The 14,699-nt window shown below is 62.8% G+C and carries 16 protein-coding genes; 14 read left to right on the top strand and 2 right to left on the bottom strand.

What is annotated here, in order from left to right:
* The first annotated feature begins 19 nt into the window (after nucleotides 1-19).
* On the top strand, nucleotides 20-1,483 hold the full coding sequence (gene selO / locus LJX92_RS02190; protein WP_032878278.1) for a protein adenylyltransferase SelO: 1,464 nt from the start codon (nucleotides 20-22) through the stop codon (nucleotides 1,481-1,483).
* Nucleotides 1,484-1,519: 36 nt separating this feature from the next.
* On the top strand, nucleotides 1,520-1,954 hold the full coding sequence (gene trxC / locus LJX92_RS02185) for a thioredoxin TrxC (protein ID WP_032878279.1): 435 nt from the start codon (nucleotides 1,520-1,522) through the stop codon (nucleotides 1,952-1,954).
* A 130-nt stretch (nucleotides 1,955-2,084) separates the two neighbouring features.
* Here the strand turns inward: trxC and LJX92_RS02180 are convergent, their stop codons facing one another.
* Complete coding sequence (locus LJX92_RS02180; protein WP_228309264.1) at nucleotides 2,085-2,303, bottom strand: DUF6124 family protein; 219 nt, start codon at nucleotides 2,301-2,303, stop codon at nucleotides 2,085-2,087.
* A gap of 480 nt (nucleotides 2,304-2,783) precedes the next feature.
* Nucleotides 2,784-3,554 carry a ParA family protein gene (locus tag LJX92_RS02175; protein WP_228309263.1) on the bottom strand — a complete coding sequence of 257 codons (771 nt, stop codon included), beginning with the start codon at nucleotides 3,552-3,554 and terminating at the stop codon, nucleotides 2,784-2,786.
* A gap of 315 nt (nucleotides 3,555-3,869) precedes the next feature.
* On the opposite strand from LJX92_RS02175, the gene LJX92_RS02170 reads away from it, so the two are divergent.
* From LJX92_RS02170 to LJX92_RS02115, 12 genes are read left to right on the top strand one after another with little or no spacing between them, the layout of a single operon-like run.
* Nucleotides 3,870-4,592, top strand: coding sequence for a beta-ketoacyl synthase chain length factor (locus LJX92_RS02170; protein ID WP_078820110.1), 723 nt, complete (start codon nucleotides 3,870-3,872; stop codon nucleotides 4,590-4,592).
* Nucleotides 4,568-5,380: a lysophospholipid acyltransferase family protein gene (locus LJX92_RS02165; protein WP_078820109.1), complete on the top strand. Its 813-nt coding sequence runs from the start codon at nucleotides 4,568-4,570 to the stop codon at nucleotides 5,378-5,380. The genes LJX92_RS02170 and LJX92_RS02165 overlap by 25 nt, the downstream gene beginning before the upstream one ends.
* Entirely contained in the window at nucleotides 5,358-5,627 is a 270-nt protein-coding gene (locus LJX92_RS02160) for a phosphopantetheine-binding protein (protein WP_005784090.1), read from the top strand. The genes LJX92_RS02165 and LJX92_RS02160 overlap by 23 nt, the downstream gene beginning before the upstream one ends.
* Before the next feature lie 9 nt (nucleotides 5,628-5,636).
* The gene (locus LJX92_RS02155) at nucleotides 5,637-5,891 is read left to right on the top strand and encodes an acyl carrier protein (protein ID WP_003187949.1); all 255 of its coding nucleotides are present in this window, start codon (nucleotides 5,637-5,639) and stop codon (nucleotides 5,889-5,891) included.
* Nucleotides 5,888-6,433, top strand: coding sequence for a hypothetical protein (locus tag LJX92_RS02150; protein WP_078820107.1), 546 nt, complete (start codon nucleotides 5,888-5,890; stop codon nucleotides 6,431-6,433). The genes LJX92_RS02155 and LJX92_RS02150 overlap by 4 nt, the downstream gene beginning before the upstream one ends.
* Entirely contained in the window at nucleotides 6,430-8,100 is a 1,671-nt protein-coding gene (locus tag LJX92_RS02145; RefSeq protein WP_228309262.1) for an acyl-CoA synthetase family protein, read from the top strand. Before LJX92_RS02150 ends, LJX92_RS02145 begins: the two co-directional genes overlap by 4 nt.
* A complete protein-coding gene (locus LJX92_RS02140; RefSeq protein WP_078820105.1) occupies nucleotides 8,093-8,827 on the top strand; it encodes a glycosyltransferase family 2 protein in 735 nt (244 codons plus the stop codon). The genes LJX92_RS02145 and LJX92_RS02140 overlap by 8 nt, the downstream gene beginning before the upstream one ends.
* The gene (locus LJX92_RS02135) at nucleotides 8,824-9,759 is read left to right on the top strand and encodes a glycosyl transferase (protein ID WP_228309261.1); all 936 of its coding nucleotides are present in this window, start codon (nucleotides 8,824-8,826) and stop codon (nucleotides 9,757-9,759) included. The genes LJX92_RS02140 and LJX92_RS02135 overlap by 4 nt, the downstream gene beginning before the upstream one ends.
* Nucleotides 9,743-11,284 (top strand): HAL/PAL/TAL family ammonia-lyase, encoded by a 1,542-nt coding sequence (locus tag LJX92_RS02130; protein ID WP_032878288.1) that lies wholly within the window; start codon nucleotides 9,743-9,745, stop codon nucleotides 11,282-11,284. Before LJX92_RS02135 ends, LJX92_RS02130 begins: the two co-directional genes overlap by 17 nt.
* Complete coding sequence (locus tag LJX92_RS02125; protein WP_032878289.1) at nucleotides 11,277-11,705, top strand: acyl-CoA thioesterase; 429 nt, start codon at nucleotides 11,277-11,279, stop codon at nucleotides 11,703-11,705. The genes LJX92_RS02130 and LJX92_RS02125 overlap by 8 nt, the downstream gene beginning before the upstream one ends.
* Complete coding sequence (locus LJX92_RS02120; RefSeq protein ID WP_228309260.1) at nucleotides 11,699-12,394, top strand: outer membrane lipoprotein carrier protein LolA; 696 nt, start codon at nucleotides 11,699-11,701, stop codon at nucleotides 12,392-12,394. The genes LJX92_RS02125 and LJX92_RS02120 overlap by 7 nt, the downstream gene beginning before the upstream one ends.
* Nucleotides 12,366-14,696 carry an MMPL family transporter gene (locus LJX92_RS02115; RefSeq protein ID WP_266105154.1) on the top strand — a complete coding sequence of 777 codons (2,331 nt, stop codon included), beginning with the start codon at nucleotides 12,366-12,368 and terminating at the stop codon, nucleotides 14,694-14,696. Before LJX92_RS02120 ends, LJX92_RS02115 begins: the two co-directional genes overlap by 29 nt.
* The last annotated feature ends 3 nt before the right edge of the window (nucleotides 14,697-14,699 follow it).

Here is a 14,699-nt window from a genome sequence, read left to right as displayed (position 1 = left end):
ATTCTGCTGGAGATGGCCGGTGAAAGCCCTCGACGAACTGACCTTCGACAACCGCTTCGCACGCCTGGGCGACGCGTTCTCAACCCACGTATTGCCAGAGCCCCTGGACGAACCGCGCCTGGTGGTGGCCAGCAAGGCCGCCATGACGCTGCTCGACCTCGACCCGGCGGTGGCTGAAACGCCCGTGTTTGCCGAACTGTTTGGCGGCCACAAGCTGTGGGCCGAAGCCGAACCAAGGGCGATGGTCTATTCGGGGCATCAGTTTGGCGGCTACACCCCGCAATTGGGCGATGGCCGCGGGTTGTTGCTGGGCGAGGTCTACAACGAGGCCGGCGAGCATTGGGATTTGCACCTCAAGGGCGCGGGGATGACACCTTACTCGCGCATGGGCGACGGGCGTGCGGTATTGCGCTCTTCGATCCGCGAATTCCTCGCCTCCGAAGCGTTACACGCGCTGGGCATCCCCAGCAGCCGCGCTCTATGCGTGATCGGCTCCAGCACCCCGGTCTGGCGTGAGAAACAGGAACGTGGCGCCATGGTGTTGCGCCTGGCCCATAGCCATATCCGCTTCGGGCATTTCGAATACTTCTACTACACCAAGAAGCCCGAACAGCAGGCCGAGTTGGCCGAACACGTGCTGAACCTGCATTACCCCGAGTGCCGCGAGCAGCCTGAGCCGTACCTGGCGATGTTCCGCGAAATCGTCGAGCGCAATGCCGAAATGATCGCCAAGTGGCAGGCCTATGGCTTTTGCCACGGGGTGATGAACACCGACAACATGTCGATTCTGGGCATCACCTTCGACTTCGGGCCCTTCGCGTTTCTCGATGATTTTGACGCGCACTTCATCTGCAACCACTCCGACCATGAAGGGCGCTACTCCTTCAGCAACCAGGTGCCTATCGGGCAGTGGAACCTCAGCGCCTTGGCCCAGGCGCTTACGCCGTTCATCAGCGTTGATGCCTTGAAGGAGGCACTTGGCCTGTACCTGCCGTTCTACCAGGCCCACTACCTGGACCTGATGCGCCGCCGGCTGGGGCTCACGAGCGCTGAAGAGGATGACCAGAAACTGGTGGAAGACTTGCTCAAGCTGATGCAGAACAGCGGCGTGGACTACACACTGTTCTTCCGACGCCTGGGCGATGAATCCGCGGCGCTGGCCGTGACGCGGCTACGTGACGACTTTGTCGACCTGGCCGGGTTTGATACCTGGGCCGAGCGGTACAAGGCCCGCGTTGCGCGGGACGGGGATTTCACCCAGGAACAGCGCCGTGAGCGGATGCATGCGGTGAACCCGCTCTACATCCTGCGTAACTACCTGGCCCAAAACGCCATCGCCGCCGCCGAATCAGGCGACTACAGCGAAGTGCGACGGCTGCATGAAGTGCTAACCAGGCCGTTTGAAGAGCAAGCGGGGATGGAGCAGTACGCGCAACGGCCGCCGGATTGGGGTAAGCATTTGGAGATTAGTTGTTCGTCGTAAGTCCTGAAACCCATAGCCACCCCCAAGGAGCCCCCGATGTCCGAATCTCTTGTCATCCCCTGCCCACATTGCAACGGCCTCAACCGCATCCCCGGCGAACGCCTGGGTGATGCGCCCAAGTGCGGGCGTTGCAAGCAGTCGGTGTTGCTGAGCAAACCCTTTGATTTGAAACAGGGCGACTATGCCAGCCAGATCAAGGGCGACCTGCCGCTCCTGGTCGATGTGTGGGCCGAATGGTGCGGGCCGTGCAAGTCGTTTGCGCCGGTATTCGAGCAGGCCGCCGGGCAGCTTGAAGGCAAGTGCCGGCTGGCGAAGCTGGACAGTGAGGCTAATCAGCAGCTGTCGGCGCAGTTGGGGATTCGTTCTATTCCCAGTTTGATTCTGTTCAAGAACGGTCGCGAAGTGGCGCGCCAGAGCGGGGCGTTTCCGTTGCCGCAGCTGATGAGCTGGTTGCGTAGCCAGGGCGTATAAACATCCCCCGCCATCAACTCGGTCAATGTGGGAGCTGGCTTGCCTGCGATGCAGGCGACTCGGTCTGCCTGGTACACCGAGGCGATGCTATCGCAGGCAAGCCAGCTCCCACATTGAATGCATTTCAGCTTTAGGTCAGGGGGGCTTCGCGGTCCATCATCTGGCCGACCAGCATGACGCCCAGTTCTCTTAATTGGTGAATCGCCAGGGCCACATCGCGATGTTCGCCTGTGAGGTCGTTGGACAAGTTGAGTAATAGCGTGCGCACAGAGGAGAAGGTTTCGTAGCTGTTGAGCACGAGGGCTTCGGTGGGGAGGTTGGGTGAAACATTGAAAAGACGGATAGACATGCATTTGTTCCCTGATAGGGCCACTACCGTTTCGCTACTAAACGAAGGGTGGCAGCTGTACGCAGGTTAGTAGACCGGGGAACAAAGCAAAGACCGGCGCACCCGAAGGTGCCCTGCGCACAGCCACCATCAGATAGGCGATAACGCCATGCTTTTGGAGCAGGTGCACATGCTTTGGTCGGTCGGGCTACTAAACCCGAACACTGAACATTCAGCGACCGGCAAACCTTAGAGACGCCCATCCAGACGCACAAGCCGGCGGATTCTGGCGTAGCTGTAGGCAAGGTTACAAGGCACAAGCCCAATTGCCAGACCCTTCCTACAGACCCCGTGGGACAAATCCAACCCACCTGCCGAAATGCAATCCAAACTGTGGGAGCTGGCTTGCCTGCGATGCAGGCGACTCGGTCTGCCTGGTACACCGAGGTGATGCCATCGCAGGCAAGCCAGCTCCCACAGTGTTCTGCGCTGCCTGTGGGGTCAGGCATTTTCCAGCAGATTATGCAGCTCCACAAACTGCTGCGTCAGTTTATGCCGTGGGTCGAGGTGGATCAGCGGCTTGCTCTCCTGGTGCGACTCGCGCATTCGCACAGAGCTGGCCAGGTACAACGGCAGCACCGGCAGCCCTTCGGCAATCAGTTCATCCAGAATCTGCTGCGGCAGGCTGGCCCGGGCCTGAAACTGGTTGACCACGATACCTTCCACTTCCAGGCCTTCATTATGGTCTTCCTTCAGTTCTTCGATTTCCGCCAGCAGGCCATACAGGGCCTGGCGCGAAAAGCTGTCGCAATCGAAGGGGATCAGCACACGATCAGCCGCAATCAGCGCAGAAACCGCATAGAAGTTCAACGCGGGTGGAGTATCGAGGTAAATCCGGTCGTAATCCTCGCTCAACTCATCCAGCAGCTTTCGCAGCTTGTTGATCTTGTGCTTGGCTTCGAGCTTGGGCTGCAGGTCTGCCAGCTCGGCGGTGGCGGTGATGACGTGCAGGTTGTCGAACGGCGTTTCGTAGATATCAACCTTGTTCTTCTTCGAAAACGGCCCGGAAGACAACGTTTGCTTGAAAAAGTCCGCGATCCCCATGGGGATGTCTTCGCCCGTCAACCCGGTGAGGTACTGGGTCGAGTTGGCTTGCGCATCGAGGTCCACCAACAGGGTTCGATAACCTTCGCTGGCGCTGACCGCCGCCAGGTTGCAGGCGATGCTGGACTTGCCCACGCCGCCTTTTTGATTGAACACCACGCGCCGCATGGAAAAACCTCCGTGTATCAATGAATGACCGAGTGTAGAGCGCAAAAGCGCCAGTTAGCTACCTCGTTCATCCATACGCTGTGCCTGGCTCACAAATGAATGGGAAATCTCCGACGACCCAGCCTGGCCTGTGATCGCCGACAATCTGTAAATTCTTCCAACTTATTTGTGATCAATAGTGAACAAATTTTCACCACTATTTGCTAGAACCCCGCGGCACCGGGATAATGCGCGCCATTCGGCTATTGCTCTCTGTCCCGGAATCCGGGGCCATTGGCCGCACATGGAAGCCCGCAGGGGCGGGATAACTTCTCAGTGATCAACTTCAACATCGCCCAATGGCGCGCCTGGGCTCCTGGCCTTGAGAGTGCGCACGACTGGCACGCCTGGTGCCGGGACCCGGTGTTGCTGCCCGTCAGCGAAGCCTGCCCGGATGTGTCATTTCTGCCAGCTATGCAGCGCCGCCGCTTGAGCCGGCTGGCGCGCATGGCATTCAGCGTCGGCTGGCCGCTGGCCGAGGGCCTTGCAGAGCTGCCGCTGGTGTTCATTTCCCGCCACGGCGAAACCCCGCGCACCCTGGATATCCTCAGTGATCTGGCCAACGAGCAGCCGCTGTCGCCCACCCAGTTCAGCCTGTCGGTGCACAACGCGGTGATCGGCCTGTGGTCGATCCTGCGCAATGAAACCGCCGAGATGACTGCCCTCGCCGCCGTTGGCGATGGCCTGGAGCACGGCCTCCTCGAAGCCGCCGCATTGCTCAACGAAGGCGCCCCGGCGGTGCTGCTGGTGATCACTGAAGAACAGCCGCCCGAAGCCTACGCCGGCTGGATCCATGACGTACCCTTCCCCTATGCCCTCGGCCTGTTGCTCACACCGGGCGACGAGTGGCAGCTGGAACTTACCACCGGCACTGTCCAACCCTCCACCATCGCCCAGTGGCCCCACGCCCTGAACCTGCTGCGCACCCTGCTGACCGAACAGGGCGCCTGCCAACATGCCTGGAAGAACCGAGTATGGAACTGGCAACGCAAGCCCTGACCGACAAGCCTCGGGACGCCTATTACTGGCGCCTGTTCGCTACCGCCGCGAGCTTTTTCCTGTTCGGCGTGGGCGGGTTGTGCCTGCGTTTGCTGGTGTTTCCATTGCTCAGTTGCTTGCCGGGCAGTGCCGAACAGCACCAGCGCCGTGCACGTCACACCATCAGCCGGCTGTTCTGGTTCTTTGTGCGGTTGATGCAGCGTGTCGGCGTGCTGACCTACAGCGTGGAAGGCGCCGAGAAGCTCGGGCGCCCAGGGCAGATGATCGTTGCCAACCACCCGTCGCTGATCGATGTGGTGTTCCTGATCGGCCTGATGCGCCAGACCAACTGCGTGGTCAAGCAGAGCCTGTTCCAGAACCCCTTCACCCGCGGGCCGGTGCGTGATGCCGGCTACATCAGCAACGACGGCAGCGCCGATATGCTCGATGCGGCTGCCGATGCCCTGCGCGCCGGCCAGACCCTGATCATCTTTCCCGAAGGCACCCGCACCACACCCGGCGCGGCCCCCGCCTTTCATCGCGGCGGCGCGGCCATTGCCCTGCGGGGTGCGACAATCATCACCCCGGTGGTGATCAAGGTCAGCCCCACCACCCTGACCAAGGCCGAACCCTGGTATCGCATCCCCAAACGTCGATTTCACTTCAGTTTGCGCGTGGGGGCCGATATAGAGCCACAAGCGTTTGCCGCGCTCGGCGCCGCGCCCCAGGCTTCACGCAAGCTCAACGATTACCTGCATCACTATTTCATTAAGGAGCTCGCCGAAGATGAGCGACCAAAAAAGCCTTGAGCACGAGATAAAAGAGCTGATCATCGAGGCCCTGGGCCTGGAAGACATCAGCGCCGACGACATTGGCAGCGAACAGACTCTGTTTGGCGAAGGCCTGGGCCTGGACTCGGTCGATGCCCTGGAATTGGGCCTGGCGATCCAGAAAACCTACGGCATCAAGATCGATGCCGACGCCAAGGACACCCGCAATCATTTCACCAACGTGGCCAGCCTTGCGGCGTTCGTCACGGCCCGACAGGCAGCTTGAGACCGTACCATGCAAACTCGTGATGATATTTTCAACACCCTGCGCGATGCCTTGGTGGAACTGTTTGAGCTGCCCCCGGAGCGCGTCACCCTCGACGCCAACCTGTATCAAGACCTGGAAATCGACAGCATCGACGCCGTGGACCTGATCGACCACATCAAGCGCCAGACCGGTAAGAAGATCGCCGCCGAAGAATTCAAGGCGGTGCGCACCGTGAACGACGTGGTTGAGGCGGTATACCGTCTGGTCCAGCCCGCCGCATGAGCCGGCTGATCGGCCTTGGCCTGTTGTTGGCGGGGCTGCTGTACCCCTTTGCGGTGTATTACGGCACCGAGCATTTTGCACCGTGGCAATTCGGCCTGTTGCTGGGCAGCCTGTGGCTGTTGCGCGCCCTGACCGCTGGGCGGCGCCCGGGCAGCCGCTGGATGGCGGTGACGGTGATCGTGTTCTGCGTGCTGCTGGCCTGGTTCGATAACCCGCAGTGGCTGCGTTGGTACCCCAGCCTGGTCAGCGCGTTCATGTTGGCGCTGTTCGGCCTGAGCCTGAAATACGGCCCGCCGATGGTCGAGCGCCTGGCACGCATGACTGACCCGCAACTGCCGCCGAAGGCAATCGTGTATACCCGCCAGGTCACCGTGGTGTGGAGTGCATTTTTTCTGTGTAACGGCTTGCTCGCCGCCGCGCTCACGCTGTGGGCGCCGCTGAGCTGGTGGACGTTGTACAACGGCTTGATCGCCTACGGGCTGATGGCGCTGTTGTTTGCCGTGGAATGGCTGGTACGACAAAGGGTTCGAGGCCGCGTATGAATGGGTTGAAACTTGAGCACTTGTTGCTTGAGCCGCTGCAACAGCGCTGGGTCACCACCGAGCCTGACATGAATCACGCCCAGCTGTGGGAAGCATCCCTGCGCCTGGCGGCCGGCTTGCAGGCGCGAGGCATCCAGCGCCTGGCCGTGTACCTGGAAGACGCGGGCGTCCTGGCGATTGCCTTGCTGGGCGCCTGGCGCGCCGGTGCCAGCGTACTGCTGCCGGCCGACCTGCAGCCCCAGACCCGCCATCGCTGGGATCCTGCCGTCGACGCCTGGTTGATCGAAGCCGCTGATCTCGAGGCGCTGTACCAGGCGCCACTGAGCCCTGCGGTTCTCGACCTGGACACCTGCCAACTGAGCCTGTGCACCTCCGGTTCCAGCGGCGAGCCCAAGCGCATCGACAAGTCCCTGCGCCAACTGGCCAATGAAGTCGAGGCGCTGGAAGCCCTGTGGGGGGCGGACCTCAAAGACGCCTGCATCATCGGCAGCGTCGCCACCCAGCACATCTACGGCTTGCTGTTTCGCGTGCTGTGGCCGCTGTGCGCAGGTCGCACCTTTGTGCGCAAGCAACTGGCGTTCCCCGAAGACATGCAGCGCGCCAGCCGCGAGCACCCACAATTCGCCTGGGTCGCCAGCCCGGCGCTGCTCAAACGCATGGGCGACAACCTCGACTGGCCGGCACTGAGCCAGGTTGCGCGGGTGTTTTCCTCCGGTGGCGCGCTGCCCGTTGAAGCCGCCGGCAGTCTGTATGACCGCTTGCAGCAATGGCCGACGGAAATTCTCGGCAGCTCGGAAACCGGCGGCATCGCCTGGCGCCAGGGCGCGCAACCCTGGCAGCCGTTTGCCGATGTGCAACTGAGCCAGGATGCCGACGGCGCGCTGCGCATCGCATCAAAGTACCTGCCCGAAGGGCACATCGAACAGACCGCCGACGCTGCACGCATCCATGCCGATGGCCGCTTCGAATTGCTGGGCCGCCTGGACCGCATCGTCAAGCTGGAAGAAAAACGCATCTCCCTGCCGATGCTCGAACAGGCATTGATGACCCATCCCTGGGTCGCCGAAACCCGCTTGGGTGTAGTGCAGGAAAACCGCGCCTCCCTTGGCGCGCTGGTGGTGCTCAACAGCGATGGCCTGCATGCCCTGCGCAACCAGGGCCGGCGCACGCTCACCCAAACCCTGCGCCAGCACCTGGGCCAACATTGCGAAGCCCTGGCCCTGCCCCGTCGCTGGCGGTTGCTGCGCCAATTGCCGCTCAACAGCCAGGGCAAGCTGCCCCAGGCCGATATCGAAGCACTTCTGCTGGCTCCCCGGCCAAAAGCCCCCGAAGTGCTGGAGCAGGTCGAAGCCGATGGCGAATGGACCGTGCAACTGAGCGTTCCGCCGGACCTGGCCTATTTCAGCGGACACTTCCCGGTAACGCCCGTGCTGCCGGGCGTGGTGCAAGTGGAATGGGCGTTCAACCTGGGCCAGCAACTGCTCGACTTGCCGAGCACCTTCGCCGGCATGGAAGTGCTCAAGTTCCAGCAACTGGTGCGCCCGGGCGATCAGATTGAACTGCACCTGCGCTTTGACCCGGAACGCAGCAAGCTTTATTTCACCTACCGCAACGGCGTTGCCGCCTGTTCCAGCGGTCGCATACAGTTGGTGACTGCGAATGCATAACCCCTGCGCCCTGATTCCGGTGTACAACCACGAAACTGCCGTACCCGCCGTGGTCCGCAGCCTGCTGGGCAGCGGCTTGCCGTGCCTGCTGGTCGACGACGGCAGCAGCCCGGCCTGCGCAGCGGTGTTGGCACAATTGGCCACCCTCGACAACGTCACCCTGTTGACCCTGCCCAGCAACCAGGGCAAGGGTGGCGCCGTGATGGCCGGCTTTCGCGAAGCGGCGCGCCAGGGCTACACCCACGCCCTGCAAGTGGACGCCGACGGCCAGCACGACCTGCGTGAAGTCGAGACCTTTATCGACACCTCGCGCCGGCACCCTGACGCCGTCATCTGCGGCTACCCCGAATACGACGACAGCGTGCCCAAAGGCCGTTTGTATGCGCGTTACCTGACCCACGTATGGGTGTGGATCAACACCCTGTCGTTGCAGATTCGCGACTCGATGTGCGGTTTTCGCGTGTACCCGCTGGCGCCAACCCTGGCCTTGATGGACTCGGCCTACATCGGCACGCACATGGATTTCGACTCGGACATCCTGGTGCGCCTGGCCTGGCGCAACCAACCGATGCGCTGGCTGCCGACCCAGGTGCACTACCCGGCCGACGGCCTGTCGCACTTTCGCTTGTTCCGCGACAACGTTCGCATCAGCGCCATGCACACGCGGCTGTTTTTCGGCATGTTGGTGCGTGCGCCGATGATCCTGTGGCGACGGTGGCAGGCATGAGCGACAGCACCAAGCACTGGGCCGACCGCGAGGAACGCGGCAGCTTCTGGCTGATGAAGCTCACGGCGCTCGCCGCAAAAGTCCTGGGTCGTCGCCTGTTGAGCCCTTTGCTCTACAGCATCGTTTTCTACTTCTTTCTGTTTGGCCGCACGGCGCGCCGCAGCGCCTGGCAATATCAACAGCGCCTGGCCCAATGGAGTGGGTGCGATGAACTGCTGCCCAGCCACCGGAAAGTCTTCGGCCAGTTCATGGCCTTCGCCGATTCCCTGCTCGACAAGCTCGACGTATGGAACGGCAATCTCGGCCTGGAACAGATCGAAATCAACGACCCGGCGCAATTGCGCGGGCAACTGCGTGGCGAGCGCGGGCAGATGCTGGTGGGCGCGCACCTGGGCAACCTGGAAGTGTGCCGTGCACTGGCGGAGATCGGTGAACAGGTCACCATGAACGTGTTGGTGCACACCAAGCACGCCGAGCGTTTCAACCGCCTGTTGGGTGAAGCCGGGGCCAGCCATTTGCGCCTGATCCAGGTCAGCGAGCTGGACCCGGCCACCATGCTGCTGCTCAGCCAGCGCCTGGACGACGGCGAATGGCTGGCGATTGCCGGTGACCGCATACCGTTGCACGGTGGGCGCACGGTGCGCGTGGATTTCCTCGGCCACCCGGCTGCGCTCCCCCAAGGCCCGTGGCTGCTGGCCGGGCTGCTCAAATGCCCGGTGAACCTGCTGATGTGCCTCAAACACCAAGGCCGCTATCGCCTGACCATCGAGCCTTTCGCACCGTTGATCGAATGGAAGCGCAGCACCCGCGAGCAGGTGATTGCCGAGTGGACCGCCCGCTACGCCGCACGCCTGGGCCAGTTCTGCCTGCAAGCGCCCCAACAATGGTTCAACTTTTACCCTTTCTGGAAGACCGATGACGACGCATCTTGAGCCGGTAACCTTTGGCGAACGCCCCTTGCGCATCGAAGACGTGCTGGCCCTGGCCAACCGTCAGGCGCCCACGCAATTACAGGGTGATGCTGCCTATCGTCAGCGCATCGCCAAGGGCGCGCAGTTTCTCGACTCGCTGCTGGACAAGGAAGGCGTGATCTACGGCGTCACCACCGGCTACGGCGACTCCTGCGTGGTGGCGGTACCGCTGGAACACGTCGAAGCCTTGCCGCGTCACCTGTACACCTTTCACGGTTGCGGCCTGGGCAAGCTGCTCGACGCCCAAGCCACCCGCGCCGTGTTGGCGGCGCGTTTGCAGTCGCTGTGCCATGGCGTGTCGGGCGTACGCGTGGAGCTGCTGGAACGCCTGCACGCCTTCCTCGAACACGATGTGCTGCCACTGATCCCGGAAGAAGGCTCGGTGGGCGCCAGCGGTGATCTGACGCCGCTGTCCTACGTGGCAGCGACCTTGTCCGGCGAACGTGAAGTGCTGTTTCGTGGCGAACGCCGCCCGGCGGTCGACGTGCACCGCGAACTGGGCTGGGAGCCTTTGGTGCTGCGCCCCAAGGAAGCCCTGGCCTTGATGAACGGCACCGCCGTGATGACTGGCCTGGCCTGCCTGGCTTTCGCCCGCGCCGACTACCTGCTCCACCTGGCGACGCGCATCACCGCGCTCAATGTGGTGGCGCTGCAAGGCAACCCGGAACACTTCGACGAGCGCCTGTTCGCCGCCAAGCCTCACCCTGGGCAGATGCAAGTGGCCGCGTGGCTGCGCAATGACCTGGCGATCGATGCACCGACCGCGCCGCTGCATCGCTTGCAGGATCGCTACTCGCTGCGCTGCGCCCCCCATGTGCTCGGCGTGTTGGCCGACAGCCTGAGCTGGTTGCGCTCGTTCATCGAGATCGAACTCAACAGCGCCAACGACAATCCGATCATCGACGCTGAAGAAGAACGCGTACTGCACGGCGGGCACTTCTACGGCGGGCATATCGCCTTCGCCATGGACAGCCTCAAGACCCTGGTGGCCAACGTCGCCGACCTGCTCGACCGCCAGCTCGCGCTGCTGGTGGACGTGCGTTACAACCATGGCCTGCCAAGCAACCTCTCGGGCGCCCCCGCCGACCGCGCGATGATCAATCACGGTTTCAAGGCCGTGCAGATCGGCACCAGCGCCTGGACCGCCGAAGCATTGAAGAACACCATGCCGGCCAGTGTGTTCTCACGCTCCACCGAGTGCCACAACCAGGACAAGGTGAGCATGGGCACCATCGCTGCCCGCGATGCAATCCGCGTACTGGAGCTGACCGAACAAGTAGCCGCCGCCACCCTGCTCGCCGCCAACCAGGGCGTGTGGCTGCGCGCCCAAGCAGAAGATGCCCGAGCGCTGCCACCGGCACTGGCCGCAATGCACGCAGAATTGGCCCTGGACTTCCCGCCAGTCATCGAAGACCGTGCCCTGGAAGGCGAACTGCGCCTGTGCCTGCAACGCATCGCCGCGCAACACTGGAGGCTGCATGCGTAGCCCCGGCGTATTGCACTGCGACACGCAAATCCTCGTGCCGTTTTTCGATATCGACACCATGAACGTGGTGTGGCACGGGCACTACGTGAAGTACCTGGAAGTGGCGCGCTGTGCGCTGCTGGACAAGATCGGCCATAACTACACGGCGATGCTCGAGTCCGGCTACGCCTGGCCGGTGATCGACATGCAGCTACGCTATGTACGTGGCGCGACCTTCGGCCAGACGCTCAATGTGCGTGCCAGCCTGGTGGAGTGGGAGAACCGTTTGAAGGTCAACTACCTGATCACTGACCTGGCGAGCGGCGAGCGCTTGACCCGCGCCAGCACCGTGCAAGTGGCGGTGCAAATCGCCAACCGCGAGATGCAACTTGCCTCGCCCAAGATATTCACCGATGCCGTAGAAAGGGCCCTGAAATGCTGACCCCTGTGGGAGCGGGCTTGCCCGCGATGGTCGTTAACGATAACGCACGACGCCTGACACTACGCAGCGTCCTCAGGTTCTTCGCGGGCAAGCCCGCTCCCACAGGGATTGTGCTTATCCTGCTGTTGGGCGTTCCAGGCTTGGCCCAGGCGTTCGACTTGCAGCAGTTGAGCGATCAGCTTGCAAAACCCTCTGTCATCCACGGCAGCTTCACTCAGGAAAAACACCTGCGCGCCCTGCCCCAGCCGCTGGTCAGCAAAGGCACCTTCGTGCTCGCCAAGGACGACGGCCTGTTATGGCTGCTCAAGACCCCGCTGCAACAGGACTACCGCATCACAGGCCAAGGCATCGCCCGGCGTGACGCCAACGGCTGGCAACCGCTGCCGAACAAGAGCGCCGGGGCCGAACAGAATCGCCTGTTTCTCGCCGTACTCCAGGGCGACAGCAGCGGCTTGCAGCGTGACTTCGAACTGCAACTGCAAGGCCAGCCCTACAACTGGAAGCTCACGCTGACCCCGCGCTCATTGCTGCTCAAGCAAGTGTTCACCCGGATCAATATCGACGGCGGCGAACTGGTGCAAACCATCGAGCTGCTGGAAACCCAGGGCGACAGCACTGTACTGCGTATGCAGGACAGCACGGCCGACCAACCCTTGAGCGATGCGGAGCAACACGACTTTGCCCAGTGAGCGCCTGCTGCCGCGCCTGTTCCTGATCCTGCTGGTGGCCGTGCTGGCCCTGGCCGGCTGGCAGTGGCGCGATGGCGCGCCGTTGTCGGCCAACCTGATGGAACTGGTGCCGGGCAGTACGCCGGACGCCCTGGAACAGCAGGCCGAACAGCGTATGCAAGAACCGCTGAACCGCGAGATGCTGGTACTGGTGGGCCATGCCGACCGCCAGCAAGCACTGGCCGCGGCGCAGCAAATGGGCGAGCGTTGGCAGGCCAGCGGTCTGTTTGAACAGGTGCAATGGAACCTGCAAGCCGACTTGCCGGCGTTGCGTAAGCAACTGCTGCGCGGGCGTTTGTCGATGCTCTCGGCCAACGACCGTGAGCAACTGATCGAACGCCCCGGCGCTTTTATCCAGCAGCGGGTACAAGCACTGTTCGACCCGTTCACCGGCTTCAGCCTGGTGCCGAGCCAGGACGACTGGCTCGGCCTAACCGGGCGTATCCAGAACAGCCAGCCACAACACGGCGCGGTTCAGCTGGACATCGGCAGCGGCGCCTTGATCGCCGAAGCCGACGGCCAAAGCTGGGTGCTGGTGCGGGCACGCACCAACGGCAATGCCTTCGATATGAAATTGCCGTTGCAAGTGGCGGATTTACTCCAGGCCAGCCGCGAGCAGGCTGGTGAGCACGGCGCGCAACTGCTCGCCGCCAGCGGCTTGCTCTACGCGGCCAATGGGCAGCAGCAAGCCACGCGGGAAATCACCTGGGTCGGCGGTGGCGCAACCATCGGCATCCTGTTGTTGCTGTTGCTGGCTTTCCGACGCTGGAGGGTGTTGCTGGCATTTGTGCCGGTGCTGGTGGGCATGCTGTTTGGCGCAGTCGCTTGTGTGGCACTGTTTGGGCATATGCATGTGATGACCCTGGTGCTGGGCTCCAGCCTGATCGGCGTGGCGGTGGATTACCCACTGCACTACCTGTCCAAAAGCTGGAGCCTGCAACCCTGGCGCAGTTGGCCGGCGTTGCGCCTGACCCTGCCGGGGCTGAGCCTGAGCCTGGCCACCAGTTGCATCGGCTACCTGGCGCTGGCCTGGACACCCTTCCCGGCGCTGACGCAAATCGCGGTGTTCTCCGCCGCCGGGCTGGTGGGGGCTTATTTGTGTGCGGTGTGCCTGCTGCCTGCGCTGCTCAAGGGTGTGGAGCTGCGCCCGGCGCAATGGCCGCTGCGTGTCGCCCAGGCCCTATGGCAACTGCGTACCGCCTTGATCAAACGCGTGCCCGGTTCAGTGCTGCTGGTGGCGGTGCTGGTGTTCTGCGCCGCCGGCCTGTGGCAGCTCAACAGCAAGAACGATATTCGCCAATGGATCGGCGCGCCGCCGCAATTGCTCCAGGAAGCACAGGCCGTAGCGCGCATCACCGGGTTCCAGCCCACCAGCCAGTTTTTCCTGGTGCGCGCAGATAATCAGCAGCAGTTGCTGGAACGCCAGGCCGCCTTGGGCAAACGCCTGGATCAGTTGGTGAACATGGACAAGCTCCAGGGTTACCTGGCGCTCAGTCAACTGGTGAACCTGCCCGAGGAGCAGCAACAACTGCGCGATGCGCTGAACACTCTGGCGCAACACTGGCAACCGCTGCTGGACCTCGGCGTGCCCGTCAGTGCCCTGCAGGCTGAAGTCGCGCAGTTGCAGGCGCTACCCACTCAAGACATTGACGCAGCGCTGCAAGGCCCGCTGGCCGAACCCTGGCGCACGCTCTGGCTCGGCCCGGTCGACGGCGGCGTGGCGGCCATGGTCAGCCTGCAAGGCTTGAACAACCCGGCGTTGCTGCGGGTGCAGGCGCTGGATTTGCCCGGCGTGCAACTGGTCGATCGCTTGGGCGACTTGAACCGCGTGTTTGCCGACACGCAAATCAGCGCAGCCGAATTGAAGTTGCTGTCGTGCGTGCTGATCGTGCTGTTGCTGATTGCGCCCTTCGGTTTTGGCGGCGCCTTGCGTATCGTCGCCCTGCCCCTGCTGGCCGCGCTGTGCAGCCTGGCCAGCCTCGGCTGGCTGGGCCAGCCGCTGACCTTGTTCAGCCTGTTTGGCCTGTTGCTGGTCACGGCCATCAGCGTTGACTACGCGATCTTGATGCGCGAGCAGATCGGCGGCCCGGCCGTCAGCCTCTTGGGAACACTGCTGGCGGCGTTGACAACCTGGTTGTCGTTCGGCCTGCTGGCGGTGTCGAGCACACCGGCCGTGAGTAATTTCGGTTTATCGGTCAGCCTGGGCCTGGCATTCAGCTTTATGCTGGCGCCCTGGGCAGCCCAGCAGAAACACACCTTATGAATG

The organism is Pseudomonas sp. HN8-3 (assembly GCF_020790195.1).
In the GTDB taxonomy this organism is placed as follows: domain Bacteria; phylum Pseudomonadota; class Gammaproteobacteria; order Pseudomonadales; family Pseudomonadaceae; genus Aquipseudomonas; species Aquipseudomonas synxantha_A.
The sequence above is the reverse complement of the archived record's forward strand: the minus strand, read 5'-3'. Positions and strand labels throughout refer to the sequence as shown.

What these genes read in the sequence shown, in the direction of transcription:
- LJX92_RS02120 (WP_228309260.1), top strand. Translation starts at nt 11,699, where the DNA reads ATGCTGACCCCTGTGGGAGCGGGCTTGCCCGCGATGGTCGTTAACGAT.
- LJX92_RS02155 (WP_003187949.1), top strand. Translation starts at nt 5,637, where the DNA reads ATGCAAACTCGTGATGATATTTTCAACACCCTGCGCGATGCCTTGGTG.
- LJX92_RS02165 (WP_078820109.1), top strand. Translation starts at nt 4,568, where the DNA reads ATGGAACTGGCAACGCAAGCCCTGACCGACAAGCCTCGGGACGCCTAT.
- LJX92_RS02115 (WP_266105154.1), top strand. Translation starts at nt 12,366, where the DNA reads ATGCGGAGCAACACGACTTTGCCCAGTGAGCGCCTGCTGCCGCGCCTG.
- LJX92_RS02150 (WP_078820107.1), top strand. Translation starts at nt 5,888, where the DNA reads ATGAGCCGGCTGATCGGCCTTGGCCTGTTGTTGGCGGGGCTGCTGTAC.
- trxC (WP_032878279.1), top strand. Translation starts at nt 1,520, where the DNA reads ATGTCCGAATCTCTTGTCATCCCCTGCCCACATTGCAACGGCCTCAAC.
- LJX92_RS02160 (WP_005784090.1), top strand. Translation starts at nt 5,358, where the DNA reads ATGAGCGACCAAAAAAGCCTTGAGCACGAGATAAAAGAGCTGATCATC.
- LJX92_RS02135 (WP_228309261.1), top strand. Translation starts at nt 8,824, where the DNA reads ATGAGCGACAGCACCAAGCACTGGGCCGACCGCGAGGAACGCGGCAGC.
- LJX92_RS02140 (WP_078820105.1), top strand. Translation starts at nt 8,093, where the DNA reads ATGCATAACCCCTGCGCCCTGATTCCGGTGTACAACCACGAAACTGCC.
- LJX92_RS02130 (WP_032878288.1), top strand. Translation starts at nt 9,743, where the DNA reads ATGACGACGCATCTTGAGCCGGTAACCTTTGGCGAACGCCCCTTGCGC.
- LJX92_RS02145 (WP_228309262.1), top strand. Translation starts at nt 6,430, where the DNA reads ATGAATGGGTTGAAACTTGAGCACTTGTTGCTTGAGCCGCTGCAACAG.
- LJX92_RS02175 (WP_228309263.1), bottom strand. Translation starts at nt 3,554, where the DNA reads ATGCGGCGCGTGGTGTTCAATCAAAAAGGCGGCGTGGGCAAGTCCAGC.
- LJX92_RS02125 (WP_032878289.1), top strand. Translation starts at nt 11,277, where the DNA reads ATGCGTAGCCCCGGCGTATTGCACTGCGACACGCAAATCCTCGTGCCG.
- LJX92_RS02180 (WP_228309264.1), bottom strand. Translation starts at nt 2,303, where the DNA reads ATGTCTATCCGTCTTTTCAATGTTTCACCCAACCTCCCCACCGAAGCC.